Raw genomic sequence first — 26329 nt, 5'->3', positions numbered from 1 at the left:
AACTACCAAACAAAGATCATGCAACTGATTCCCTATATCTTACAACGAACTCAGCTCTCCGAGCAAAGTGTATCCAACACCATTGCGCTTCTTAATGAGGATTGTACCATTCCCTTTATAGCCCGTTACCGAAAAGAACGTACTGGAAACCTAGATGAGATCGAGATTGGTTCCATTGTAAAGCTCAAAACAGAGTTTGAAGCCCTGGAAAAAAGAAAGGCAGCCATTCTAAAAGCGGTTGGGGAACAAGGGTTGCTGACCTCTGAGCTTCAGGAAAAGTTTCAAAATTGTACTGACCTGACCAGTTTGGAAGATGTATACCTTCCTTTCAAAAAAAGTAAAAAAACAAAGGCGGAGACCGCTCGTAAAAATGGGCTAGAGCCTTTGGCCAAAATCATCATGGCACAACGCAGTGATGAAATTGAGTTTATTGCCTCAAAATACCTCAATAATCAAGTTGAAAATGAAGATGATGCCCTTGAAGGCGCTCGCCATATCATAGCAGAGTGGATCAATGAGCGAACGGATATCAGAAATCAACTTAGAAATCAATTGGAGCGCCACGCCATCTTGGCCACCAAAGTCATCAAAACCAAAAAGGATGATGAAAAAGCACAAAAGTTCCGCGATTATTTTGATTGGAACGAGTCTTTATCCCGTTGTCCGTCCCATCGATTTTTGGCCATATTACGAGCTGAAAAAGAGGGTTTTATCCGAGTTAAAATCGAAATAGATGATGAAAGGGCACTGAACAATATCGAAAGGCGCATTATCAAATCCAACAATGCCTGTACGGAGCAGATTGAACTGGCCATTGCTGATGCTTATAAACGGCTACTATTTCCTTCGTTATCCAATGAGCTCTTAAAAAATGCCAAAGAAAAAGCGGATACCGATGCCATAAAGGTCTTCTCTAAAAATCTGAAACAATTGCTGCTTGGCGCTCCTTTGGGTGAAAAACGCATATTGGCCATAGACCCAGGCTTTAGAACGGGTTGTAAAGTGGTTTGTTTGGACGCTCAAGGTGAGTTAAAACACAACGAAACCATTTATCCCCACCCACCACAGAACAATAGCTCAGGTGCCATTAAAAAGATAAGTTCTTTGGTAGATGCCCATAAAATTGAAGCTATTGCCATTGGAAATGGAACGGCATCAAGGGAAACGGAACAATTGATAAAAAGAATCCACTTTAAAAACCCTATTGAGGTTTTTGTGGTCAGTGAAGCTGGTGCATCCATTTATTCGGCTTCCAAAATTGCACGGGATGAATTTCCCAACTATGATGTTACGGTAAGGGGCGCGGTTTCCATTGGACGACGTTTGGCCGATCCTTTGGCTGAATTGGTGAAAATTGAGCCCAAATCCATTGGTGTGGGGCAATACCAACACGATGTGGACCAAACCAAGCTCAAAAACTCCCTTGATATGGTTGTTGAAAGTTGTGTGAATTCCGTAGGAGTCAATATAAATACTGCAAGCGTTCCTTTGTTGAGCTACGTATCTGGAATTGGACCAAAGTTGGCGGAGAACATTGTAGCCTACCGAAACGAAAATGGTGCTTTTACCAATAGACAACAGATAAAAAAAGTACCTCGATTAGGTGGTAAGGCTTTTGAACAAGGTGCTGGTTTTTTACGTATCAAAGATGGGGACAATCCTTTGGATGACTCAGCGGTACATCCTGAAAGTTATGCTGTGGTTAGTCAGATGGCCAAAGATAAAAAGGTGTCACTGGGCGATATCATCAGAAACGAGTCTATTTTAAAAAGCATCGACCTAAAAACCTATTGCTCTGATACCATTGGAATGCCCACTTTACAAGATATTCTGGAAGAACTGGAAAAACCTGGACTAGATCGCAGGGAAAAAGCCAAGGTATTCAGTTTTGACCAAAACATCAAACAAATAACTGACTTGCAACTGGGGCAATTGTTACCGGGCATTGTAAACAACATTACAAATTTTGGGTGCTTTGTGGATATTGGCATCAAGGAAAGCGGACTAATCCATATCTCCAATTTATCAGATTCTTTTGTAAAAGATGTGAATGAACATGTAAGCCTTCATCAACAAGTTATTGTAAAAGTTTTGGATGTTGATGTTTCCAGAAAAAGGATACAACTGGCATTGCACAAATAAGTTAAAGCGATCCATGCTCAAAATCGCATATCATCCTATTTACAGACATCCATTGCCCGAAGGGCATAGGTTTCCCATGATCAAATACGAGTTGTTACCACAACAGCTCCTTCATGAAGGAACTTGCACTAAGGAGAATTTTTTTGAACCCACATTTCCAGAGGAAGAGCATATTCTAGCTGCCCATGATACGGAATACTATCAGGATTTGACGAACTTGAAACTTTCTGCCAGTGCCGTTCGTAAAATAGGATTTCCCTTAAGTGAAGCATTGGTACAACGGGAACGTATTATTGCCGATGGTACCATAAAGGCCTGTGAGTTTGCCCTGAACCATGGCATTGCCCTGAATATTGCCGGGGGCACACACCATGCCTACTCCAACCGAGGAGAAGCTTTTTGTATGCTGAACGACCAAGCCATTGGGGCACGGTATCTCCAACAAAATAATCTGGCCAAAAATATCTTGATCATTGATTTGGATGTGCATCAGGGCAATGGTACCGCGGAAATTTTCCAAACTGACCATTCTGTTTATACGTTTTCTATGCATGGGAAAGGCAATTATCCTTTTAAAAAGGAAACCTCAGATCTAGATATTCCTTTGGAAAAAGGAACAACTGACCAAGAATACCTTTCCATTCTTAAAAGAACCCTTCCAGAATTGTTGGAACAACATAAACCTGATTTCATTTTTTATCTCTGTGGCGTAGATATACTTGCATCTGATAAATTGGGCACCTTGGGCATGACTATGGAAGGTTGTAAGGAACGAGACCGTTTTGTGCTACAAAGCTGTTCTGATGCTAAAATTCCTGTACAGTGCAGTATGGGCGGAGGTTATTCCCCAGACATCAATATTATTGTTGAGGCCCATGCCAATACCTTTCGTTTGGCACAGGATATTTATACTTAATTTTGCGTCTTATCAAAAATCGAACGTTATGATGCAGCTGAGATATCTCTTAGTTTTTTTATTGACTCTTCCTCTACTGGGTCAAGAGCTAGAGGTTCAAAAAAAGAAGACGCTATGGAATGATTTCACCTATGATATTGGTAACATTTTTGGTGGTGTTGGTCACGCTTACTCACGTCCTTTTCATTGGAAAGGAAATGATTGGGCCAATTTTGGGTTGGTAACCGGTGGTACTTTGCTTCTTTTTACAGTGGATGATGAAATCAATCATTGGACTCGAGGTTTTAATGAAGATATTCCAGAGTTTGTAATGGATTACGGTCACGAATACGGCAGCCCTGAAAACAATTACATGCTTACAGGAGGTGTTTATTTGGCCGGACTCTTCACTAAAAATGAAAAACTAAGACGCACTGGTGTACTTTTGATTTCTTCGGCTACGGCGGGTGGCTTTTTACAACAGGTAAGCAAACGTATCATTGGAAGGGCTCGCCCCAAAAGTGGAGAAAGCTCTGGCACGTATGACCCATTTCATCTTGACCGAGTTTTTGACTACGACTCATTTCCTTCTGGCCATGCCATGTTGGCCTTTAGTAATGCCTATGCTATCGCAAAACAATTTAAGAGCCCATGGGTAAAAGCTGGATTGTATACCGTGGGTATGGTTCCAGGTTTTGTCCGAATAATGGATGATTTTCATTGGTTTTCAGATGTGGCCTTCAGTACGGCACTCAGTATTTTTATTGTAGAATCCATTGATAAATATTTGGATTCCAAGTACGATAAAAAGTATAATGAAACCTCTAAAAAGGTAAGCTGGAATCTCACTTTTGGTCCTAGAACCATGGGGGTGGCACTTCAATTCTAATCATTTGATGTGTTAATTGTTGAAAACTATTTATTTAGATTAGTTTAAAATAATTATTTTTGCCCCATCTGCTCATTAGCTATGGGGAAAAAGAAAAAAGAAAAGAAACAGCAAAAGGCATTGCTCAAAGAGTTGGAACTCACCAATTGCAAGACCAAATGTTGCAAAAAATATAAGAAAAGTGAAAGCAAGCGGTGTAAACGCTGTCCTTGTTTTGATTTACTTAAAAAAGTAGCTTAAAAAAACCGCTGAATAGCGGTTTTTTAGTTTAATTTTCTTTTCCCAGAATCATTTTGCACCACATTGCCCGTCTTGTACCGTGCTAAAAACTCCGAATCTGAAACGGATAAGTACTCCCTAGCCTTTACTAAATATACAGTACTATAAGAGCAACCTTTGCAACCTTTCAGATACGTTTTGTAAGCTTGCTTTTTACCTTTCATATATGCTAGGTACGCTGGGAAATTGGCTTTCCCCAAATGCCGTTCAAAATTGCTTTGGTCTGCCCAATAATCCAATTCATCTTGACCGCTCAATTTTTGCAGTTCCCATTCATAAGCAGCATCCTTATGGGCCAGTTGCTCATAAAACCGTGGGCCGTGAACATTGAAATCTTGCTGCGCCAAAGTTGATACACTCAACCCGCACATAAAAAGAATCCATAAAGCTTTAAACGGTTTCATCGCTCTGCCTTGTATTATGTATGACGCAAAAGCATCTTTTTGGTAGCACCATACCACTTTAAGTTAATGTTAAATCTGCCCAAACACAAAGAAAGGGGGCAACCCACCCCCTTTTCTCGATTATCTGTACGGTACTATTTACCTAACATGAGCAATTCATTGCACTTAACCTCAGTAATGTACCTTTTCTCTCCCTCCTTGGTTTCATAGCTGCGCGATGTAAGCTTTCCTTCTATCATTACTTCTTTACCTTTGGCGAGGTAGTTTTCTGCTATTTCGGCCAATTTGCCCCAAGCAACCAAATTGTGCCATTGTGTATCAGTCACCTTCTCCCCTGCTGTATTTTTGTAGGTCTCGTTTGTAGCAATAGAGAATTTTGCCAATTTGTTACCATTTTCCATAGTTACCATTTCTGGGTCATTGCCTAAGTTTCCAATCAACTGTACTTTGTTTTTTAGTGAACTCATTGTTTTAATTTTAGCGTTAAACAGTTCATATCATCGAACTCTTATCATTCGACAGGGCAAACTTATGGGCAGGTAAAAATGAGAATCGGTATGTAACCGTTTGTTTTCGTTTGTAAACGAATGTAAATGGTTGAAAATGGATATAGGTGCCAAAAGAATTCATTGTATCCATGAATTCTCTTTAAAGAGCGCCTTGCCCATATATGCTGTTTTGATTTATATCTCAATTTTAAAATTAGTCCTTTTTCAAGAAATTAAATGAAGGTACTTGATAGTGTCCATTATGTGACCCAATCATGATTCCAGTGTCCAATAGATAGACCACAACCTCAACCAAATGGCTATTCGTAGCATCAACAAGTGCCTCGTACTCAAAAGATTTAGTCTTGGAAAACGGATGTTTGACAAAGAGGAAACCATTTATATTCAAGAGCACGACCAAATAAACGGTGAGTCACAAAAAGTTTTTGATGCCCATAAAACCTATGTAATGGATATATCTTCAGAGCTGTATCTGTCGTTGAGAAATGGATTCATCAAAGAAATAGAGGAAAACGATAGCATTTGAAAACTTAGAAAGAATCCATGGACCACTCCCATTGTTTTAGCACGTAAACTTTGCTTTTTTTAATTGATCGAGTAATCGGCCCTTTATATAATCTTACCTTTAAAGAAAGCAAGAATCGGGTTTTGAGCCTTTACGGACCGTACTACTTTTGAATCGTAAAAAATTCAAGTCATGAGCGAACAAGAAAACATCAACTACAATAGAATCGCCAAGGCCATAGAGCACATCAAAACAAATTTTAAGCAACAACCTTCTTTGGACGAGTTGGCAGAGCAAGTGCATTTAAGTCCGTATCATTTTCAGCGAATTTTCAAGGAATGGGTAGGTGTGAGTCCCAAGAAATTTCTGCAATACATCAGTGTAGAGCATGCCAAAGGCGTTTTGGAAGCCTCTAATACCACCCTTTTTGATGCTGCAATGGAAACAGGACTTTCAGGTACCAGCAGACTTCATGATCTTTTTATTTCGATAGAGGGCATGACACCGGGAGAATACAAAAATCAAGGCGAAAATCTAGTCATCAACTACAGCTTTGCCCAAAGTCCATTTGGATTGGTCATCATTGCCTCAACACCAAAAGGTCTTTGTCATGTGGCATTCACCGATGATGATGAAAAAGGATTGTACAATTTAAAAATACAGTTCCCAAAAGCACAGTATCATCAGCGCGTAGATCAGACCCAAGTAAATGCCCTGATGTTCTTTGCCAACGACTGGAGTCAAATTTCCAAGATAAAATTACACCTAAAGGGCACAGATTTTCAACTCAAGGTATGGGAATCTTTACTTCGAATACCTAAGGGACAATTGGCCACTTATGGCAATATTGCCAAACAAATTGACAAACCCAAAGCTTCAAGGGCAGTAGGTTCTGCCATAGGCAGTAATCCCATTGCCTATTTGATTCCATGCCATCGGGTTATTCAATCCAGTGGCAATTTGGGTGATTATCGATGGGATAGCACACGAAAGATGGCCATTATTGGTTGGGAAGCAGCTCAAATTCAATAAAAGCTATCTTTGAGCCTAAAAGCTAAACACATGCAAACTTGGTTAAGTCCCGTGACCTTGGAAGGGAGTTTGGTAAAACTCATTCCGCTTCAAAAATCCCATACAACTGATTTATTGGATGCTGCTTCGGATGGCAATCTTTGGGACCTTTGGTTTACCTCGGTTCCTTCAGAAAAAACCATTGAAGCCTACATTGACACTGCTCTCAAAACCCAAGAGGAAGATACAGCTTTACCTTGGGCGGTAGTTGATAAAGCTACAAATAAAATTATTGGTTCAACCCGATACCTGAATGCTGAAGGGCCAAATCGGCGATTGGAAATTGGGGCCACCTGGTATGCAAAGCGAGTACAACGTACTGGCATCAATACAGAGTGCAAGTATTTGTTGTTGAAACATGCTTTTGAGACTCTTAAGAGCATTGCGGTGGAATTTCGGACACATTCCCACAACCATGCTTCTAGAAATGCGATTCTACGTTTGGGTGCCAAGCAAGATGGTATCCTCAGAAATCATCGAATAATTGCTGACGGTAGTTATCGGGATACGGTTGTTTTTTCCATTTTGGAAAGCGAATGGCCCACCGTAAAAACTTCGCTGGAATATCGAATGAACAAAAAGTACTAACCTAAGCTTTGCTTTAATAATTGTGCAAAATTGAAACTGGCCAGCTCCAGATTTGCATCACTATTTGCCTTGGCTTCTTCTAAACTTCCAATTTGTGTTAGTATGGAAATGGCATAGTCCAATCCCATTTCCTGCATTTGTGCAATGGTAATACTGACGGAACCACAAAAAGCGGCTACGGGTATGTTTTTGGCCTTTGCTGACTTTATCACACCATTGATGGTTTTTCCCGCCAATGTTTGATTGTCCAATTGTCCTTCACCGGTAATGACCCAATCAACACCGACCAAGGCTTCTTCAAAATTGGCCATTTCCATGATAAGGTCCACTCCAGAAGTTAAAACTGCATTCAAGAAAACTATAGCCCCAGCACCCATCCCCCCAGCAGCTCCAGCACCTGGTATGTTTTGCACATCCTTCCCAAAAGATGTTTCCAATACCTTCGCAAAACTTTTCAGTCCCTCATCTAAAAACTCCACTTCTTCTTTGGATGCTCCCTTCTGTGTGGCATACACCTTGGCAGCACCATTTGGCCCATACAAAGGATTCGTAACATCGCAAGCTACTTTGATCTGGACTTCTTTGAGTTTATCATGAACCTTGGTCGTTTCAATTTTGCTGACTTTGCTCAAATTTTCGCCTATAGGTTTCAAAACAGCTTCATCGCTGTCCAAAAACCCATATCCCAACGCAACCGCCATCCCCATTCCACAATCATTGGTGGCGCTACCTCCAATGCCCAAAACAATTTCTTTTGCTCCCCTATCCATAGCATCCACAATCATTTGACCTGTACCCATAGATGTGGTATGCATACAGTTCATTTCTTCTTTGGCCAACAATTTATAGCCAGAGGCTTCTGACATTTCTATAAAGGCGGTTTTACCATCTTCCGCAAGCAAATATTCTGTGGTAATTTCTCTAAAAAGAGGGTCTTTGACAGTTACTTTTATCGGTGTAGCTTTTAAATAATCACACACTACTTCAATAGTACCATCTCCACCATCGGCCAGTGGTTTTTTAAGAACCTCTGCATTGGGAAATACCTTTCTGATGCCACTTTCTACTGCCAAGCAGAATTCAGCACCTGAAAGAGAGCCTTTGTATTTATCGGGAGCCAAAACAAATTTCATCCTCCCAATTTAATCAAGAATATTCACATGGTTTTAAAACGGCACAGGTTTTGCTTCCAACCTCAAAGTATTTACCTTTAAATAAATTTCTACATCATGAAAAAAACATTAACCATACTACTATTTTTCAGTTTACTTATGAGTTCTTTTGCACAAACCAAAAACTTTTTGGACACCCCCTATTTAGAAACCTCTGCCAGAGTGGATACCTTGGTAACACCAGATAAAATCTATCTCAGCATTACTATTCAGGAAAAAGATTCCAAAGGAAAAAAATCTGTGGAGGAACAAGAGAACAAAATGGCACAACGTTTAAAAGCTTTGGGGATAGAATTGGACAAGCAACTGGTCATCAAAGACCTTAGCAGCAATTTCAAAAAATACTTTTTAAGACAGAAAGATGTACTAAAAAGCAAACAATATTCCCTTTTGGTCTATTCTGGAAAACAGGCTGGAGAGGTTATGATAGCCTTGGAACAATTGGACATTGCCAACACCTATTTGGAAAAAACCGAATACTCTAAAATGGATGACCTGGAATTAGAGCTAAAATCCAAAGCTATAGTAAAAGCCAAGAAAAAAGCAGAGGCTTTGACCAAACCACTTGGGCAGAAAGTAGGAGCTGCCATTCATATTGTGGACACATCCACTCCGTATTATCCAAGATATAATCAAACAGCGCGCCTTGAAATGAAAACCATGGCCATGGACGCCGCAGAAGCAGAGCCTTTGGACATCGATTTTGAGAAAATCAAGGTGGAAACTTCTGTCAATGTGAAGTTCAAGCTTAGTGAATAAGGTCACTTGAGTACGGATAGTGCGGCATCTACCATCTTTTTGAGCTTATCAGGGTTGGGATCTACTTTGGCCACTACACGTAGCCCATTATAAAAAGTGAAGAGCATTGATGCCACACTGTCTGCATCCAATGTAGAAGAGAATTCACCACTATAAATTCCATTTTGGATATAATTGGAAAACAATGCTATAAGTTGTGACTTGTTTTCGCCCAGGACCTCCAGCAAAGTTTCATCACCTGGAATCAGCTCTGTGGTTGTATTTACCACAAAACAACCTTTTCTATACGGATCCTCCACAGATTGCTTAATGGCTTCACTAAACAGTTTCTGAAAACCGGCCTTTACACCATCAGCATCCTCAAAAAGTGACTTCAACCAATTTCTAGAACCACTTCGGTACTGTGCAAATGCCTTATTGAACAATTCTTCCTTGCCTCCAAAAGTATCATACAAACTGGCCCTATTGACTCCCAAATGAGACACCAAATCCTGAATTGAGGTGGCATGGAACCCCTTTTGCCAAAAGAGTTCCATGGCCTTTTTCAATATTTCCTCTTCATTAAATTGTTTTGTTCTTGGCATATATTTTTTGGAATATATGTTCCAAATGTATTCAAAAACTATACCTGCGCCAAACCTCCATCTACGGGAATTTCGGCTCCTGTAATGTAGCTACTATCCGCTGAAGCTAAAAATACGGCCGTAGTAGCAATTTCTTCAGCCTTACCAAATCTTCCCAAAGAAACCATGGAGGGAAAGCCAGAAGCCATTTGGTCCACATTCTCTTGTGGAACATTGTGTTTCCCATAAATCGGAGTATCTATAGGGCCAGGTGCAATGGCATTCACTCTAATTCCCTTGGGACCAAACTCTGAGGCCAAGGTCCTGGTCAAGGATCGCAAAGCTGCTTTGCTTGAAGAATAAGCCGCCATCCCTGCAAAACCTTTCACGTTGACAATGGACGTATTAAAAATAATACTAGCCCCATCATTTAAATGATCGTAAGCAGATTTCACTGTAAACAAAGGTCCTTTTACATTGATGTCATAGACCTCATCATAAATTTCTTCAGTCAATTCATTGATTCCCTCAATACGGAATACTCCCGCATTAAGGAACAATACATCAATTTTTCCAAAGTGTTGAACGGTTGTTTCGATAAGGTCTTGACTATCCGATAAGCTTGAAGCTTCAGCCCTTACCAAAAGATAATCCCCTGAAAGTTCGTCTGCTAGGGCATCCAATTTTTCTTGACTCCTCCCTGTCAATACTACTTTTGCCCCTTCTTCTAAATACTTTTTTGCGGTCTCCAAACCTATCCCACTGGTAGCTCCTGTTACTATGGCAATTTTGCCTTCTAATTTTTTCATTCTGATGTGATTTTTTGATTTCTATTTTATTTTGGAACGATAATTCCAATACAAACATATATATTACGGAACGATTGTTCCAAAATAAATTTCAACTTTATCAAATCCTTAACAATTAACAAGGGTTTTGTATCTTACCAAAGGCTAAATCAAATCAACATGAAAACACTGTACTTCCTGCTCTCTTTTTTATTGCTTTTTTCTTTTGATGGGCATTCCCAACGCAGAAAAAATAAGTCGGTTAAACCCGCTTTTATCTTAAAGGACTCAACATTCAATGGACTCAAATGGCGAAACATTGGGCCTTTTCGAGGTGGACGGAGTGTTGCTTCATCTGGGGTGGTGAACCAGCCCATGACCTACTACATGGGTACCACCGGGGGTGGTGTCTGGAAGACCGTTGATGATGGCATTACATGGAAAAACATTTCAGATGGTCAATTGAATACCGGCACCGTTGGCTCCATAGCTGTTTCGGAAAGTAATCCAAATTTGGTAGTGGTTGGAATGGGAGAGCACGCTGCCAGAGGCGTAATGACTTCTATGGGAGATGGGGTCTATAAATCTGTTGATGCAGGAAAAACCTGGAAGCACATCGGTCTTGATGAAACAAGGCACATTTCGGATGTCATTATTCATCCCACAAATCCAGATATCATCTTTGTAGCAGCCCAAGGGGCCCAATATGGTCCTTCCGAAGAACGCGGAATTTACAAAACCACCAATGGAGGAAATTCATGGAAAAAGGTGCTCTACGTGGATTCGAACACGGGGGCTTCTTCATTGTCCATGGACATGAAAAACCCGCTCATTCTATATGCCGCTATGTGGGAACACCGCCGTTATCCATGGACCATGGAATCTGGAGGACCATCATCAGCCCTATACAAATCAACAGATGGTGGGGTCAACTGGAAAAAAATGAAGGAAGGGCTTCCCAAGGAAATGGGAAAAGCCGGAATATCGGTATCCAGGGCCAATCCTGAACTCGTTTTTGCTGTTATTGAAGCAGAAGGAAAAAAAGGAGGGGTTTATAAAAGTACCGACGCAGGAAAAAAATGGTCCCAAGTCAATTCAGATAGAATAAATATTGCACGCTCATGGTATTATATGGAAATCTTTGCCGATCCCCAGAACGAAAATATTGTCTACGTACTCAACGCTCCGGTCACAAAATCCATCGATGGTGGGAAGACATTTACCCCACTTCCAACACCGCATGGGGACAATCACCATTTATGGATCAATCCCAAGGACAACTCCAAAATGATCAATTCCAATGATGGTGGCGCCAATGTATCCAACAATGGCGGTAAAAGTTGGAGTACGCAACAAAACCAACCCACTTCACAGTTTTACAGGGTAATAACGGACAATCTGGTTCCTTACAATGTGTATGGTGGCCAACAGGATAATTCTGCCATTGCCATTGCTAGTAGAACTAATGACCTTGGCATTGACTGGAAGGATTGGCATTCCGTTTCGGGTTGTGAAAGTGCCTATCTGGCTTTTGATCCTGATAATCCAGAAATAGTTTATGGAGGTTGTTACCAAGGTATCATAGAAAAGTGGGTGAAGGCAAGTCGTGAAAGCAAGCCCATTAAAGAATATCCCGAGCTTGGCCTTGGTAAAGTCCCCAAAGATTTCAAGTTTAGGTACAATTGGAACGCTCCCATCATAAGCTCTCCCCATGACCGTAATACCATTTACCATGCCGGCAATGTGATTTTTAAAACTAAAGACGATGGAAACAGTTGGGAGGTCATAAGTCCAGACTTGACCCGTAACCAAAAAGAAAGACAAGGTCCAGGAGGTGGCCCCTTCACCAATGAAGCTGCAGGTGGAGAAAATTACAACACATTGATGTACCTCGTAGAATCACCACATGAAAAAGGAGTTTTATATGCCGGAAGTGATGATGGATTGGTGCATATTACCAAAGACAGTGGTGCCAATTGGCAAAATATAACCCCATCCGGAATTGCGGACGGCATCATAAACAGTATAGAGGTATCTCCCCATGACCCGGCAACAGCTTACATGGTCGTGATGCGCTATAAATCCATGGATTTAAGGCCCTATATTTTTAAGACCAATGATTATGGTCAAACATGGATTAAAATCACTAATGGAATAACCGATAAACACACTTTTGCACGAGTGGTCCGAGAAGACAAAAAACAAAAAGGGCTTCTGTATGCCGGCACCGAAACCGGACTCTATATTTCTTTTGATGATGGTGCCAATTGGCAAAAATTCCAGCTTAATCTTCCCATTGTCCCTATCAATGACCTCGTTATTCAAGACAACGATTTGGTAGCTGCAACTGCTGGGCGCTCTTTTTGGATATTGGATGACCTGAGCGCCGTCCAGCAAAGCAAAGATGCTGGTAATTCCTTTAAACTCTTTACACCTAAAGACACGTATAGATTGTTTGGAGGAAGTCCAGAAAAACCCATACCGGGTTTAGGGCAAAATCCCAAGGAAGGAGTCACATTTGATTACCATCTTCCCAAAGATGCCGATTCTCTAGAACTAAAACTTGAGGTTCTTTCAAACGGAAAGGTCATCAGAACCATAACCAACACCAAGGCCAAAGATTTCAAATCTTGGCCCGGTGGCCCTCCAAAACCAGCAGTGCTCCCCTCAAAAAAGGGATTCAATCGTTTCACTTGGGATTTTAGGAAAAATCCAATCCCTAGTATCGATAAGGTATTTGTCTTCGGAAATTATAGCGGGGCAAGGGTTGCTCCTGGAACATACACCCTCAGGTTACGTTTGGAAGATGAAGTATCTGAGACCACTGTGAACATATTACCCAACCCAAGAATTAATGCATCTCCGCAGGATTATGGTGAACAACAGGCATTTTTGGCCCAAATTGAGGAAACTATCCATTCCATGCACGGTGCGGTAAACCAAATGCGGTCGGTAAAGACCCAACTCAAAAATCATAAAAAACTTCTGAAGGATATGGATAGCGCAGACGATTTGTTAAAATTGGGTGATTCGCTGGTGGAACGTATTGAGGTTTGGGAAGAAAAACTGATTCAGCCTGATCAAAAAACATTTCAGGATGTGATTAATTTCGAAAATCAGTTAAATGCTGACTTTATGCACCTTAAAGAATTTGTAGATGTAGCAGAACCCAAAATAACTCAGGGTGCCAAACAAAGATTACAAGACCTTTTGGCCATCTGGAAGACAATGGATAACGAAAAAAATGCCATTGTCAAAAACGAAATGTCAAACTATAACGCGATGTATGCCAAACTTCAAATTCCAGCTTTGCTTCTAAAAGACTAAATTGGTTTCATGCAGGACACTTTTATAGCTGATCAGGAATTTTCAGGTAAGGATTTTACGCAAAACCGATTGCCAAAAGCAGATTATGAAAACTGCACTTTTGAAAAATGCTCTTTCATCAATGGATTTTTGGACAATCAGAATTTTATGGAATGTCGGTTTGTAGATTGCGATTTGACCAATGCCAATGTAAAACACACTATTTTCAAGGAATGCATTTTTGAAAGTACAAAACTGGTTGGTCTTAAGTTTGAAGACTGCAATGACTTTTTATTATCAGTTCAATTTAAAAACTGTAACCTCACTTTGGCTTCTTTCTTTCAACTTGCCCTAAAGGGCATTTCTTTTTCAGATTGCATCCTAATTGAAACTGATTTTACAGAAGCTGACCTTACCCAATCTGTTTTTTCGGAATGTAATATGGAACACGCTATTTTTCAGCAGACAAATTTGGAGAAAGCAGATTTAAGTTCCAGCTTTAATTTGAATATAGATCCGGAACAAAATCAACTCAAAAAAGCCAAGTTTAGCAAGGATAATATTATAGGTTTATTAAAAAAACATGATATTGTGGTCACCTAATCTTATCTGATGACCGAAAAAGCATGCTTGGAGTGCGGTGAAAAACTCATCGGCAGAATCGACAAAAAATACTGCTCAGACCATTGTCGTAATGCCTACAACAACCGACTGAACAAAGACCGTAAAAACTTGGTGCGCAACATCAACAACAAGTTGCGTAAAAACTATCGTATTCTGGATAGTTTTCCCTTGAAAGAAGGCAAGACAAGAACTACCAAAATGCGGTTGATGGACAAAGGTTTTGATTTTGAATACATCACCAATTTGTACACCACCAAAAAAGGCAGCACCTACTATTTTGTGTATGATTTAGGATATTTACCCTTGGACAATGATTTTTATATGATTGTCAAACGCGAATAATCAGTAATTTAAGGTTATTTCCAGTTTTGAGCGCTCAACTTCAAAGCGGCAATAACAATATCCTTACGGCTTATTTGCCCTACCAAGATATCATTTTTCATTACTGGCAATCTACGACGATTGTGCCTGTCAAAAACACCGGCAGCATCAAAAATGCTCATATTGTGGGGAATGGTCTCTACATTTTTGGTCATATACCGTTCCACACTTTTGTCCAATATAGGTTGATTGAAGTATCGACTCTCCGATATTTGCTTCATACAATCGGCTTCTGAAATGATTCCTACCAAAAATCCGTTCTCGTCCATAACAGGTCCTCCAGAAATACGATGTTTTGCAAATGCCTCCATTACTTCCAGAATAGATTGTTCTGGAGCAAAGGTGACTAGTTTCTTGGTCATGTAGTCTTCGACCAAGATCGGGGCGTTATATTTTTTTTTGGATTCCTCTTTAGATCGTACGCCTTGAAAACTTTTGATTCCCATAAGGTTGATATTTATGGTTGAATATTAAATATAGTGATTTTTAGCGAATTATCTAATTTTTACGCCTCAAATATGCGAACCTTTCATAATTTCATATTTTTACACACCAACGTAACTAAACCATGAAATTTTCACGCACCCTCGCCTTTTTACTCCTGATTTTTGCAGTCTATTGGAGCTACAAATCCATGATGCCCTCCTATGAAAATGATGCTGTCAATCCGCCTGAATCCTTTTCTACGGATAGGGCTTTAGCACATATTAAAGAACTGTCCAAAGAACCCCATGCGGTAGGCTTTCCTGCTCATGAACAGGTTAGAGGTTATATTATCTCTGAACTCAAAAAAATGGGACTGGAAACGGTGACGCAAGAAGGCTATACTGCTGGAGATTGGGGCAACCTAAGCAAAGCCACCAACATTTTAGCCCGAATAAAGGGTTCTGGGGAAGGAAAAGCCTTGCTTTTGTTATCACATTATGACAGTAGCCCGCATTCTTCCTATGGGGCAAGTGATGCCGGAAGTGGAGTCGCTACCATTTTGGAAGGGGTTCGCGCCTTTCTTTCACAGAACAAGACCCCAAAAAATGACATTATTATTTTGATTTCCGATGCTGAGGAATTAGGACTAAATGGAGCCGATTTGTTTGTTAAAAAACATCCTTGGGCAACGCAAGTTGGGCTTGTACTCAATTTTGAGGCAAGAGGAAGTGGTGGGCCAAGCTATATGCTCATAGAGACCAATCGCGGAAACGGAAAACTTATAGAAGAATTCACTAAAGCCAATCCAAAATACCCCGTAGCCAATTCGCTGGCCTATAGCATTTATAAAATGCTTCCCAATGATACGGATTTGACAGTTTTTAGGGAAGATGGTGACATTGAAGGTTTCAATTTTGCTTTTATCGATGACCATTTTGACTATCATACGGCCTTGGACAATTATGAGCGACTGGACAGAAATACATTAGCCCATCAAGGTAGCTATTTAATGCCCTTGATGATTCATTTTAGTGAGGCAGATTTGACGAACTTAAAAAGTCTGGATGATTCTATTTATTTCAACCTGCCTTTTTTTAAGTTGGTTTCCTATCCTTTTGAATGGATTTGGCCTATGTTCGGAATAGCTGTGCTGGCATTTGTTCTTCTTTTGATTTCAGGCTTCAGAAAGAAAAAATTAAGCGCAAAGGATATTTTTAAAGGTTTTATTCCAATGTTTTTGACATTGATCATCAATGGTGTCCTTGGATATTTCTTCTGGCAAGTCCTGCTATGGTGGTATCCCGGTTTTAAAGATATGCTCCATGGTTTCACCTACAATGGACATATCTACATTCTCATGTTTGCATTCTTATCAACCGGAGTATGTTTTTGGTTTTACCATAAATTCAAAAAGGTGAGCACTCCAAATCTTTTGGTGGCTCCTATTTTTATTTGGTTGATAATTTGCGCATTGGTGGCTTCCTATTTAAAAGGAGCTAGCTTTTTTGTAGTTCCACTATTTGGCCTATTGGCTGCATTCATGGTTACCATCAACCAAGAAAAACCCAGTCCATTTTTATTACTGTTTTTAGCATTACCTGCTATTTTTATTTATGCTCCATTTATAAAGATGTTTCCTGTTGGGCTAGGGCTAAAAATGATGGTTGCCTCAACAATTTTCACCACCCTCCTATTTTTCCTTGTACTTCCTTTCTTTGGGCAATTAAAGAACAAAGACCGTTTTGCCTATCTGTCCCTGTTCTTATTTTTTGCCTTCGGTATATCATCCCATATCAACTCAAATTTCAACGAAGAACGTCCAAAGCCTAGCAGTCTCCTCTATATTTACAACGAAGATGAAAACTCTGCAAACTGGGCTACTTATGACCACAGTCCTATCGATTGGAACAATCAATTTTTGCAGAACAACAAAAAAAGCTCAGCCGATGAAGAGCACAAAACAATAGCAAGCAAGTACTCCAGCAGAATCACTTATCTTGCTGACGCTCCAAAAAAAGAAGTTGCCCTTCCTTGGGTTGATACTACAAAGGACACCATTATTGGCAAAGAGCGTATTTTAGAGCTTTGTATTACCCCTAAAAGAAATGTCAACCGATTGGACATCTACACCAATGACATCAAACTAAATTCGGCCAAGGTGAACAACATACCGCTTTCCAGTCATTATTTGGAAAACAGGAAAAAGAGATTGGTGACACATTACATTTCCAATAACGACTATACAGAACTTGGACTCAGTTTTCCTAAAGATTCCATTTTGGAGCTTACCTTTTATGAAGCCTCCAATAATTTGTTGACACACCCAGAATTTACCGTTCCTGAAAGACCTAAAAGTAGCATTCCAATGCCTTTTGTGCTGAATGATGCTATTTTGGTCATCAAAACAATACGATTTGACTAAACGAATTGGTGTCCTCGGTTGTGGCTGGCTTGGTTTACCCCTGGCCAAAAGGTTTATCTCGCAAGATTTTAAAGTTTATGGAACTTCTACATCTCTCGAAAAGCTTCAACAGCTTCAAAAAAGCGGCATCCATCCATACCAAATTCGTTTAACAGAAAACGGAATAAATGGTGATATACAGGCCTTTTTATCCAATGTGGACATTTTAATCATCAATGTTCCTCCTAAACTCAGAGGGGAACACAAGGAAAGCTTCATTGAAAAAATGAAGTTTCTACATGCTGAAATCAAAAAAAGTGATGTTAGCAAAGTAATTTTTGTGAGCAGCACTTCCGTTTACGGTGATACTGAAGGGGAAATTATTGAAGAAACTCCTGCAGGACCAGCCACGGAATCAGGCAAACAATTATTGGCCAGCGAGCAACTTTTTATTCAAAATGCAAATTTATCCACTACAATCATACGATTTGGCGGATTGATTGGACCTCATCGGCATCCGGTGACCATGCTTACCAAAAGAAAAGGTCTTTCCAATGGAAACCATCCGGTAAATCTCATCCATCTAGAGGATTGCATTCATATGATTTCAACCATTATTGAAGAAAATTATTGGAACGAAATCTTTAACGGAGTCTATCCTTTGCATCCCACTAAAAAGGAATATTATACTTCTGAGGCAGAAAAAAGGAAAATTCCGGCTCCTAACTATGATGATCAATTTGCCAACAAATTAGGAAAGACTGTTTTGAGCAAGAATTTTTTTGACAAAGGTCACGCTTTCACCCACAATATCAATTCGTAGTCATTATTTTGTATAGTATTCTTTAACAATATGGTACTGATTATTTTTTTAGTTTTGCCGGACTTAAATGAAGGTACATGAGAAAGATTGTTTTGCTTTTGTTATTATTTGTCGGTTTTAGTGCAATATCTCAGACAAAAAATGAACTTTTGGAACATTACGAGGCTTATTACAAAGAAATGCGTCTACAAGGTGACATTAATGGGATAATAGGTGCCCTAACTCACCTGAATGTACTTTCACCCTTGAAAGAACGCAAGGATACGTTGGCATTTGTTTACATGAACAACAACCAGCATATGCAGGCTCTTAACACCATTGGAATTGATAAAAAAGCTGATGATTCTGACCTTGCAGTACAAGTAAAAGCAGTTTCATTGAAATCTTTGAACCAACCCAAAAGGGCTTTAGAGCATTTTGAAGTACTTTTTCAGAGAAGTCCTTCGGCCTATTTAGCGTATGAACTTGCAGACCTTAAGATTCAAATTGGTGATAATGCTGGTGCTTCTGGTAATATTGAATACGGTATAGCAAATGCAAAAGATGATATGAAATATGCCTTTTATGAAAGGCAACAACCCTACGAAGTGCCGTTAAAGGCTGCTTTTTATCATTTGAAAGGTCTAGTGGCCTACAACACGGACAAGACCAAAATTGATGAAGCCATTTCTTATATAGATGAAGCGCTAAAATTGGATCCTAATTTTAATTTGGCCAGTTTAAGCAAGCAGGCTTTGCAATCTAGAAAAGAAGCTCCTGAAGGAGGCAAATAGTATTATTGTTTCCGCTTTAAATCAAGAAGCAGTAGGCTGTCCTTCTCTTTTTTGATTTCAATCAGTTGCCCAACATTATCATTGGGAACGGCAATGGACAGGACATAGTGGGCTATTTTCCATTTACCATTAACTTTTCTAAGCACTCCTGAACCTCTACAAATTTTCATTTGAGTATCCAGAAGTTCATCGAACCATGCAAAATCTTTAGTTTCGTTTAGGTAAACATTACGTTCCACCGCGATGAAGCTCCATGCCTTTCCTTTATCAAAATAAGGCTTTGAAAATGACCTAAAGGCATCATTCTGCCAATTCTCCGTAGCATCGGTCCCAATAAAAACTCCTTTGGAGGTCATCTTATCAAAATAAGCGTCAAAATCAGCATCTGCTGCTGCCCTATGCCAGCTATCCAATAGAAAATTGATACTATCCTTTTCAGAACTTTGTGCACTTAGCTGTAAAGTGGTAATCAGCAGTAAAATGTAAAGCATATTATTCCTCATCCAAAATGAGTTTTGTATCCAACTGACTATTGACCATTACGTTCAGCTGTTCCCGAAGCGCATTATACGCTTCCAACATTTGTACAGTAGACTGGGTTGTTTCCTGCTTTTCCAAAAGATGGGATTTCACCTTGAACAAGTACGTTTTCAGCACCCTTTGTCTGCTCTTAACTTGCAGCGAATTAAAAGCATCTGGATAAACGCCCCTTTCCCAATCCTTTTCTTTTTCAACAAGGTCATCAATGGCCAAGATCAAGTCTTCATTATTTGTGGCCCTGTAAAGTACATCCACACTTTCATTGAATTTTTTGAACTCGTCCCAAGACTCCACGATTTCAGCTGCTTCTGCATTGAGCTTTATCCTATCTGGTATTTTTTGATAATTGAAAACAAGCTCATCTCCCATAGGATCTTCAACAACTTCTTGTTTTTTCTTGCAGGACAATAATGCTGAAAAAACCACTATGACGCATAACAATTTTCGCATAGGCGAATGTACAAATTTTAATAAAGGCTATCTTTACCAGCAGATGTAATTAACTTCATTTTAAATGCAAAAACCCATCTTAATTCTTGGCGCTTGTGGTCAGATCGGCACTGAACTTACCGTTGAACTCAGAAACAAATATGGCGCTGAAAACGTGGTGGCGAGTGACATTAGGGAGAGCAGTGATCCGCTGATGGATACCGGACCTTTTGAATTGTTGGATGCAACCAATTACGAGGCTATTGAGGATGTGGTGATGCACTATGAAATTGATGAAGTCTACTTGATGGCCGCCATGCTCAGTGCAACTGCGGAGAAGTTTCCCATGCGAGCTTGGAACTTAAACATGAATTCTTTGTTCAATGTGCTCAATTTGGCCAAAGAACGAAAAATAAGTAAAATATTCTGGCCTTCAAGTATTGCTGTCTTTGGTCCAAATACACCCAAAGCGAATACTCCACAGAACACCATAATGGAACCAAGTACTGTTTATGGCATCAGTAAACAATCTGGGGAGCGTTGGTGCGAATATTATTTTAATAAATATGGGGTAGACGTTCGCAGTGTTCGTTATCCCGGGTTGATCAGTTGGAAGACCATGCCTGGTGGCGGCACTACAGACTACGCGGTAGAAATCTATCATGAAGCATTAAAAAGCAAGTCCTACCAATGTTTTTTGGAAAATGATACCAAACTGCCCATGATGTATATGGAAGATGCCATTAGGGCCACTATTGGCCTAATGGAAAGTCCTGCTGAAGCGTTACAAGTTCGTTCATCCTATAATTTGGGTAGCATGAGTTTCTCTCCAGAAGAAGTGGCATTAAGCATCCAAAAACACATTCCAGATTTTGAAATATCCTATGCTCCAGATTTTAGACAAGAAATCGCCAATTCATGGCCAAGCAGCATAGATGATTCTTCAGCGCGTGAGCAATGGGACTGGCAACCCAAATTCAATTTGGAGGAAACCACTAAAGAAATGTTGGAGAATCTGAAGAAAAGTCTTTCTTAACCTATTCTTCCTCCGAATCTTCAAAACCTTCATCAGGCATTTTTCCCATATCGGGAGTGTCCAATGGGCTATCATCATCAAAATTGGCCATGCTACGTTCCAGTTTTGAACTAATTTTCACCAAATACTTGGTGTCTTCCGCTAAAACTTCAACAGCTTCTATGGTTTCTCCTTTAAGGTTTTTGAAATTGATGACATCGTTATCCCCATAGCCATCGGGGTATTTTTCCACCAAAAGTTTCAATACTTCGGGGGTAAGCTTTTTGTAATCGACAATAACTCTTCTGAGGTTGTTCATAGCTGTGAGCTTATCATCAAATCAATCTAAAATTAGAACAAAATTGTTTTGGTAAATAAAAAATCCAAAAAAAATTAAGGCCTATTAAAATCAGATTTACCTCCAGTCTTTTTCAAGAGTTTTATAAAGTGTATTTCCACTCCCTTATCAATGGGTTTCAACATGTCGTACATATTGAGTGCCACCACACTAGCTCCATGCATGGCTTCTACTTCCACCCCGGTCTTATAAAATGTTTTCACGGTGATGGTGACGGTGATTTCCAAGCCATCAATGGCATATTCAATTCCGCAGAATTCCACAGGTAGCGGATGGCAATCTGGAAGGAGGTCGGCTGTTTTTTTTACCGCAAGAAAGCCTGCCGCTTTGCTCATGGAAAATACATCTCCCTTGGGAACTGTACCTTTTTGAACAGCCTCAATTGTAGCCTCCGAACTCACTTTTACAATGGCTTGGGCCACTGCGGTACGATGTGTGGATTGTTTTTGGGTGATATCTACCATGCGCTATGTATTTACCTTCCATTGATAGGAATCATCTTCAAACAACTCTTTTCCAAAAACCGGGACTTCTGCTTTTATTTCCTCCACAACAAATTCCAAAGCCTCAAAAGCGGTCCTTCTATGAGGTGATGAAACAAAAACAAATAGGCATATTTCCCCAACATTTACTTTGCCCATGCTATGATAGATATGCATGCAGGTGATATCAAACTTGGCAAAAGTGTTTTCCCTGATTTCATGAAACTTTTGATTGGCCATACTTTCATAAGAACTATACGCAATGGCCGAAACAGTTTTTCCATCAATTTCATCCGCTCTCACTTGTCCCAAAAAAATATCATGGGCCCCTATTTGGGTTTTGGATTGGTGTTTGGCTATGGATTTTGCAATAAAATCAGGAGAAATGGCTCCTTGCACAAAGACATTTTTAAGTTTCTTTTCCATAAAGAGTCAATTTATGCTAAGGTAACCAAGAAAACCGAGAAGTAATATCCAATTAACGTTCTCGATATATCAACTTGCCAATTTGCTCATTCAAACTTCCCCCGATACCAAAAAAATTATCTTTTTGGAATGTTATTTTGGGACAATATCGATGATGATGCGCTTATACCTTGATAATGCAGGAGCTCCTTTGTCCGTAACTTTCAATATGTAGTGAATGGTTTCCTTTTTCGTCACTTCTGGAACTTTAAAATAAGCGGTATGTGAATTTTCAGAACCACCTATTCTCACCTCTTTTTCCAAAGTTCCTGCTTCAGTGTAATTGAACCACAGATAACTTATGTTATCCCCATCTGGATCGTAAGAATTACTGGCATCCAAAAAGACACCTCCTCCAGATTCAACAGTAATATGATCTTCTCCTGAAAGAACAGGAACGGGTGGGTGATTAGCTTCTTCAAAAGATTGTAAACACCAATCCATTCTAGCCGCAAAATCATTTTGGAAATCATCTCTCCATCGCCAAAGGGTTTCCTTATAACCGGTGAAGGTTGTAGTATCTCTACCAACTGGTCTTCCATAAGCTTTTGAAACATATGGAGTATAAGCATCATTGGCATTGGTCCAAATTTTACGGGTTTCTGGGGCAATCTTCACTATTGAACTACCTTCTTTGGCTTTGGAAAAATCAGGTATGTAAAGTTCATATCGGCCGCCCCAACCTCCCCAATTAGGGTGTTCCGCATCGTTTAATCCATTTGGAATCAAGGAAAGAAAGGCGGGCGTATCACCTTCCATGCCCCAAGCAACATCTGGATATTCAGCACCCAAAGGGCCATGACCTTGTTGAATATTATTGGCAAGCCAATCATTGGATATTTCTGAGTTGTCAATACCATTTACAAAGACATTGACCCCGGTCCAAGTAGCGTCACCATAGTTATCTCCAGGACTAACAATATAGAAAAGGTCTGGAAAATTATTTCTGATCCATATACCACTATCATCTTGATCGGAAATCGTATACACCCGAAGTTTTGAAATCAGTTTTTTGGCAACTCTTTTACTTTTTGTTTTTTGAATTTTATTCAAAGCTTGAGCCAACGTGTTTGCTCCACCCCATACAGAAATCCACAACGGGCGCTCATCATCTCCTTCAAGAATTTTAATGATCCAATCCGATCCTTCAGAATCTTGTCCATCACCTACACCTAGCATTCCATATTTGGGCAGGCCATCTTTTACCAATGCCATTAATGCTTCTTCTGACGGATAGCCTTCGGCATGCAAAGAAAGATTTCCCCTTACTTTACCATATGCCCTGATCACTTTTCGGATGGACTCTGGATCAATTGTGGATTGGTGCCAACAAGAAGTAGTAGCCACTATTCCCTGAATATCGATTTCGTTTGCATACAACAACAAACGAACCAAGGATTGTGTATCGTCAGGATCCGCTTCAATATCAGTTAGTATGATTGTTCTGTTCTTTTTACCAACTTGTCCCAGCAGTGAAGTCACCGAAAATAGAACCAACGCTAAAATGGTATGGAATCTCATAGATTTTGATCTTTTATATTGTAATACGATTTGTTTGTCACATGGAGAATGATGCATCAATCCTTCTTTTTTGCAATGAATTTACTCTCGGGTGAACCCAAATAACTCGATTTTAAGCCTCCGGCATCTATCACAAATTTTTGAATCACCACTCCTGGATCCATTACCCATACTTTTAAAGTATGTGTCCCAGCTTTGATATCCTTATGCAAAGACACACTTTTTTTGATGTGGTCGGCCATAGACTTCATTCACCAATCTGCATATTCGCAATCTGGTTTAATTTCATTCTTATTGGTATTGATGATTTGTGGTTCCTCTTCATCAATTGCAATAGCAAACAACAAACCTTCATTTTTCTGATAATTCTGCGTAGGCGAAAGATAAGTCTCAATTTTTAATCTTCATCTTCAAAGATGGTAAAATCATATTCCAATGTCCTTTAATTTTATTGGGTTCCCCGTATTTGACCAGTAGTTTTTCAATAAGTTCATTTTGGTCAATGGTTCCCAATACAACCACTCTTCCTTTCAACTTATCAGCAGAAGTGGTTATAGCGGGCTTTTTTCCAGTCAATCTTTCGATATCCTCTGCAAAAAGATTTGCTGTAATTTTAATCAATTCAGCATCAGAACTGTTATAATAGACGGTGGCCACTTCATTGGCCGATACCAATTCAAAATTGCTTCGATTGGAATTTTTTGATTGATATAGTTTGCTAAGTTCAGTTATATTTTTAGGTGAAAAGAAAGACGGCATTTTCATTTGCACATAAAAATACGCAATCGATTGCTTTAATTCAGAAAAGCATGCTTACCTCTCAATTCTATTTAAATGTGTTTGTTTTCCATAAATATTCTATTTGCCCAGCACATGGAACAATTTTCTTTTTATGGATAGAATAAATATCAAATTGAAGAAATAGACAGCCTAAACATTCGATTCCATTATTATGAGTTTATAAATTGCTCTAATAAAAAACTAAAAGTTAAATTAGTAATTTGAAATTCAAGCCTATTGCTTTTAGGTTTGAATGTTCCTAACCGCATTCTTAAAGATGAAGTTTAAAAAAGAGGTTACCATATACGATCTCGCGAAAGAATTGAACTACTCTCCCTCAACGATTTCAAGAGCTTTAAACAACCACAAAAGCATAAGCAAAAAAACCATTAAGATTATCAAGGAGGCTGCTGAGCAAATGGGGTATCGTCCCAATCACCTTGCAGCTGGTCTCCGTAACAATAAGAGCAATACGATTGGTATTCTTATTTCCCGAATTAACAGACCCTTTATTTCCTCATTAATCAGCGGAATAGAGGAAACCGCCAGAAAGGCCGGGTACAACGTGCTCATAAGTCAATCCAACGATAATTACGAAAACGAAATAAGCAATAGCAATGCACTCTATGATAGTAGAATTACAGGATTGATTGTATCCTTGTCCATGGAAACCGTAAACATGGAGCACTTTCAAAAATTTGTGGATAAAGGGATTCCCCTTGTATTTGTAGATAGGGTCCCTGATAGTTTTAACTCCTACAAAGTGGTCATTGACAATTATACTGCTGGATATTCGGCCACTAAACATTTGATTGAACAGGGGTGCACCCGGATAGCTCATTTTGCAGGAGCACAACACAGAAACATTTATGCTGAACGAAAAAAGGGATATTTAGACGCCCTTAAAGAATATGGACTTCCCCTTGAGGATGAACTTATTGTATATTTTAAGTCATTAAGTTTTGAAGAGGGCACCAAAGCAACCAAAAAGCTGTTGGATATGCCCAATCCCCCAGATGGCATCTTCTCTGCAAATGATACTGCTGCTGTAAGTGTAATCATGTGTGCCAAAAAAATGGGGGTAGATGTTCCCAATGAACTTGCTGTTATTGGTTTTAATGATGACCCCATTTCATCTATTGTACAACCTCCTCTTTCAACGGTGACTCATCCGGCAAGTAAAATGGGAGCCATTTCCGCCAGAAGGATCATCAATCATTCAGCGCAAAACTATGATGCTGACCTCTCTGAAGTTACTGTACTGGGAACCGAAGTGATTGTCAGGGAATCTTCCATAAAAAAATAAATAACCGGGTAAAGGCAGGCGTTCAAGTTCTGTTAGATTTATAATTCTTTATCTAGGTTTTAATTTTTTTTTTGAATATTTTTTGCAATCGATTGCATAATTACTATGTTTTCACTTATTTTAATCGTTATATTT

General features: G+C 39.5%; 28 protein-coding genes and 1 pseudogene. 15 read left to right on the top strand and 14 right to left on the bottom strand.

Annotation, left to right across the window (positions count from 1 at the left end):
• Nucleotides 1-18: 18 nt before the first annotated feature.
• The 3 genes from HJC33_RS08235 to HJC33_RS08225 are packed head-to-tail and all read left to right on the top strand — an operon-like array spanning nt 19 to nt 3926.
• Complete coding sequence (locus tag HJC33_RS08235) at nt 19-2142, top strand: Tex family protein (RefSeq protein WP_171658330.1); 2124 nt, start codon at nt 19-21, stop codon at nt 2140-2142.
• Between the two features lie 13 nt (nt 2143-2155).
• On the top strand, nt 2156-3058 hold the full coding sequence (locus HJC33_RS08230) for a histone deacetylase family protein (protein WP_171658329.1): 903 nt from the start codon (nt 2156-2158) through the stop codon (nt 3056-3058).
• Between the two features lie 28 nt (nt 3059-3086).
• Nucleotides 3087-3926 carry a phosphatase PAP2 family protein gene (locus HJC33_RS08225; protein WP_171658328.1) on the top strand — a complete coding sequence of 280 codons (840 nt, stop codon included), beginning with the start codon at nt 3087-3089 and terminating at the stop codon, nt 3924-3926.
• A gap of 263 nt (nt 3927-4189) precedes the next feature.
• Here HJC33_RS08225 and HJC33_RS08220 read toward each other — a convergent pair whose 3' ends face one another.
• Nucleotides 4190-4609: a hypothetical protein gene (locus tag HJC33_RS08220; protein WP_171658327.1), complete on the bottom strand. Its 420-nt coding sequence runs from the start codon at nt 4607-4609 to the stop codon at nt 4190-4192.
• A 134-nt stretch (nt 4610-4743) separates the two neighbouring features.
• A complete protein-coding gene (locus HJC33_RS08215) occupies nt 4744-5076 on the bottom strand; it encodes a single-stranded DNA-binding protein (RefSeq protein WP_171658326.1) in 333 nt (110 codons plus the stop codon).
• Nucleotides 5077-5413: 337 nt separating this feature from the next.
• Between HJC33_RS08215 and HJC33_RS08210 the strand changes: the two genes are divergently transcribed.
• From HJC33_RS08210 to HJC33_RS08200, 3 genes are all read left to right on the top strand, one after another.
• Entirely contained in the window at nt 5414-5644 is a 231-nt protein-coding gene (locus tag HJC33_RS08210) for a hypothetical protein (RefSeq protein ID WP_171658325.1), read from the top strand.
• Nucleotides 5645-5815: 171 nt separating this feature from the next.
• Nucleotides 5816-6655, top strand: coding sequence for a methylated-DNA--[protein]-cysteine S-methyltransferase (locus HJC33_RS08205; RefSeq protein WP_171658324.1), 840 nt, complete (start codon nt 5816-5818; stop codon nt 6653-6655).
• A gap of 30 nt (nt 6656-6685) precedes the next feature.
• Nucleotides 6686-7282: a GNAT family N-acetyltransferase gene (locus tag HJC33_RS08200; protein WP_171658323.1), complete on the top strand. Its 597-nt coding sequence runs from the start codon at nt 6686-6688 to the stop codon at nt 7280-7282.
• Here HJC33_RS08200 and HJC33_RS08195 read toward each other — a convergent pair.
• Entirely contained in the window at nt 7279-8415 is a 1137-nt protein-coding gene (locus HJC33_RS08195) for a glycerate kinase (protein ID WP_171658322.1), read from the bottom strand. The genes HJC33_RS08200 and HJC33_RS08195 overlap by 4 nt on opposite strands.
• A 96-nt stretch (nt 8416-8511) precedes the next feature.
• Between HJC33_RS08195 and HJC33_RS08190 the strand changes: the two genes are divergently transcribed.
• Nucleotides 8512-9213 carry an SIMPL domain-containing protein gene (locus HJC33_RS08190; RefSeq protein ID WP_171658321.1) on the top strand — a complete coding sequence of 234 codons (702 nt, stop codon included), beginning with the start codon at nt 8512-8514 and terminating at the stop codon, nt 9211-9213.
• Nucleotides 9214-9215: 2 nt separating this feature from the next.
• Here the strand turns inward: HJC33_RS08190 and HJC33_RS08185 are convergent, their stop codons facing one another.
• Nucleotides 9216-9797 carry a TetR/AcrR family transcriptional regulator gene (locus HJC33_RS08185; protein WP_171658320.1) on the bottom strand — a complete coding sequence of 194 codons (582 nt, stop codon included), beginning with the start codon at nt 9795-9797 and terminating at the stop codon, nt 9216-9218.
• Between the two features lie 38 nt (nt 9798-9835).
• Nucleotides 9836-10585, bottom strand: a complete 750-nt coding sequence (locus HJC33_RS08180; RefSeq protein WP_171658319.1) for an SDR family NAD(P)-dependent oxidoreductase — start codon at nt 10583-10585, stop codon at nt 9836-9838.
• Between the two features lie 159 nt (nt 10586-10744).
• On the opposite strand from HJC33_RS08180, the gene HJC33_RS08175 reads away from it, so the two are divergent.
• The 3 genes from HJC33_RS08175 to HJC33_RS08165 are packed head-to-tail and all read left to right on the top strand — an operon-like array spanning nt 10745 to nt 14836.
• Nucleotides 10745-13891, top strand: a complete 3147-nt coding sequence (locus tag HJC33_RS08175) for a VPS10 domain-containing protein (protein WP_171658318.1) — start codon at nt 10745-10747, stop codon at nt 13889-13891.
• Between the two features lie 9 nt (nt 13892-13900).
• Nucleotides 13901-14473: a pentapeptide repeat-containing protein gene (locus HJC33_RS08170; protein WP_171658317.1), complete on the top strand. Its 573-nt coding sequence runs from the start codon at nt 13901-13903 to the stop codon at nt 14471-14473.
• Nucleotides 14474-14482: 9 nt separating this feature from the next.
• Entirely contained in the window at nt 14483-14836 is a 354-nt protein-coding gene (locus HJC33_RS08165) for a hypothetical protein (RefSeq protein ID WP_171658316.1), read from the top strand.
• Between the two features lie 14 nt (nt 14837-14850).
• Here HJC33_RS08165 and HJC33_RS08160 read toward each other — a convergent pair whose 3' ends face one another.
• The gene (locus HJC33_RS08160; protein ID WP_171658315.1) at nt 14851-15321 is read right to left on the bottom strand and encodes a CBS domain-containing protein; all 471 of its coding nucleotides are present in this window, start codon (nt 15319-15321) and stop codon (nt 14851-14853) included.
• A gap of 122 nt (nt 15322-15443) precedes the next feature.
• On the opposite strand from HJC33_RS08160, the gene HJC33_RS08155 reads away from it, so the two are divergent.
• The 3 genes from HJC33_RS08155 to HJC33_RS08145 all read left to right on the top strand — a co-directional run bounded on the left by HJC33_RS08155 (nt 15444) and on the right by HJC33_RS08145 (nt 19298).
• The gene (locus tag HJC33_RS08155) at nt 15444-17723 is read left to right on the top strand and encodes a M28 family peptidase (RefSeq protein WP_171658314.1); all 2280 of its coding nucleotides are present in this window, start codon (nt 15444-15446) and stop codon (nt 17721-17723) included.
• Complete coding sequence (locus HJC33_RS08150) at nt 17716-18525, top strand: SDR family oxidoreductase (protein ID WP_171658313.1); 810 nt, start codon at nt 17716-17718, stop codon at nt 18523-18525. The genes HJC33_RS08155 and HJC33_RS08150 overlap by 8 nt, the downstream gene beginning before the upstream one ends.
• A gap of 77 nt (nt 18526-18602) precedes the next feature.
• Nucleotides 18603-19298, top strand: coding sequence for a hypothetical protein (locus HJC33_RS08145; protein ID WP_171658312.1), 696 nt, complete (start codon nt 18603-18605; stop codon nt 19296-19298).
• A 2-nt stretch (nt 19299-19300) separates the two neighbouring features.
• Here the strand turns inward: HJC33_RS08145 and HJC33_RS08140 are convergent, their stop codons facing one another.
• Both HJC33_RS08140 and HJC33_RS08135 read right to left on the bottom strand, forming a co-directional pair.
• Entirely contained in the window at nt 19301-19801 is a 501-nt protein-coding gene (locus HJC33_RS08140; protein WP_171658311.1) for a nuclear transport factor 2 family protein, read from the bottom strand.
• On the bottom strand, nt 19791-20288 hold the full coding sequence (locus HJC33_RS08135; RefSeq protein ID WP_171658310.1) for a hypothetical protein: 498 nt from the start codon (nt 20286-20288) through the stop codon (nt 19791-19793). Before HJC33_RS08135 ends, HJC33_RS08140 begins: the two co-directional genes overlap by 11 nt.
• Before the next feature lie 64 nt (nt 20289-20352).
• Between HJC33_RS08135 and HJC33_RS08130 the strand changes: the two genes are divergently transcribed.
• On the top strand, nt 20353-21303 hold the full coding sequence (locus HJC33_RS08130; RefSeq protein WP_171658309.1) for an NAD-dependent epimerase/dehydratase family protein: 951 nt from the start codon (nt 20353-20355) through the stop codon (nt 21301-21303).
• A gap of 1 nt (nt 21304) precedes the next feature.
• Here the strand turns inward: HJC33_RS08130 and HJC33_RS08125 are convergent, their stop codons facing one another.
• The 6 genes and pseudogenes from HJC33_RS08125 to HJC33_RS17230 form a co-directional block, all read right to left on the bottom strand.
• Complete coding sequence (locus tag HJC33_RS08125) at nt 21305-21601, bottom strand: hypothetical protein (protein WP_171658308.1); 297 nt, start codon at nt 21599-21601, stop codon at nt 21305-21307.
• Nucleotides 21602-21675: 74 nt separating this feature from the next.
• Entirely contained in the window at nt 21676-22104 is a 429-nt protein-coding gene (gene moaC / locus HJC33_RS08120) for a cyclic pyranopterin monophosphate synthase MoaC (RefSeq protein ID WP_171658307.1), read from the bottom strand.
• 3 nt (nt 22105-22107) lie between these two features.
• Nucleotides 22108-22548, bottom strand: a complete 441-nt coding sequence (locus HJC33_RS08115; RefSeq protein WP_171658306.1) for a molybdenum cofactor biosynthesis protein MoaE — start codon at nt 22546-22548, stop codon at nt 22108-22110.
• A 132-nt stretch (nt 22549-22680) separates the two neighbouring features.
• On the bottom strand, nt 22681-24108 hold the full coding sequence (locus HJC33_RS08110; RefSeq protein ID WP_171658305.1) for a DUF1593 domain-containing protein: 1428 nt from the start codon (nt 24106-24108) through the stop codon (nt 22681-22683).
• A 56-nt stretch (nt 24109-24164) separates the two neighbouring features.
• Nucleotides 24165-24452 (bottom strand): annotated as a pseudogene (locus tag HJC33_RS17325) (hypothetical protein).
• Between the two features lie 46 nt (nt 24453-24498).
• Nucleotides 24499-24873, bottom strand: a complete 375-nt coding sequence (locus tag HJC33_RS17230) for a hypothetical protein (RefSeq protein WP_216366666.1) — start codon at nt 24871-24873, stop codon at nt 24499-24501.
• Between the two features lie 292 nt (nt 24874-25165).
• Between HJC33_RS17230 and HJC33_RS08100 the strand changes: the two genes are divergently transcribed.
• Nucleotides 25166-26194 carry a LacI family DNA-binding transcriptional regulator gene (locus HJC33_RS08100; RefSeq protein ID WP_171658304.1) on the top strand — a complete coding sequence of 343 codons (1029 nt, stop codon included), beginning with the start codon at nt 25166-25168 and terminating at the stop codon, nt 26192-26194.
• Nucleotides 26195-26329 lie beyond the last annotated feature (135 nt).

The organism is Flagellimonas amphidinii (assembly GCF_013090115.1).
Taxonomy (GTDB): Bacteria; Bacteroidota; Bacteroidia; order Flavobacteriales; family Flavobacteriaceae; genus Flagellimonas; species Flagellimonas amphidinii.
This window is presented reverse-complemented; position numbering and strand designations above follow the sequence as displayed.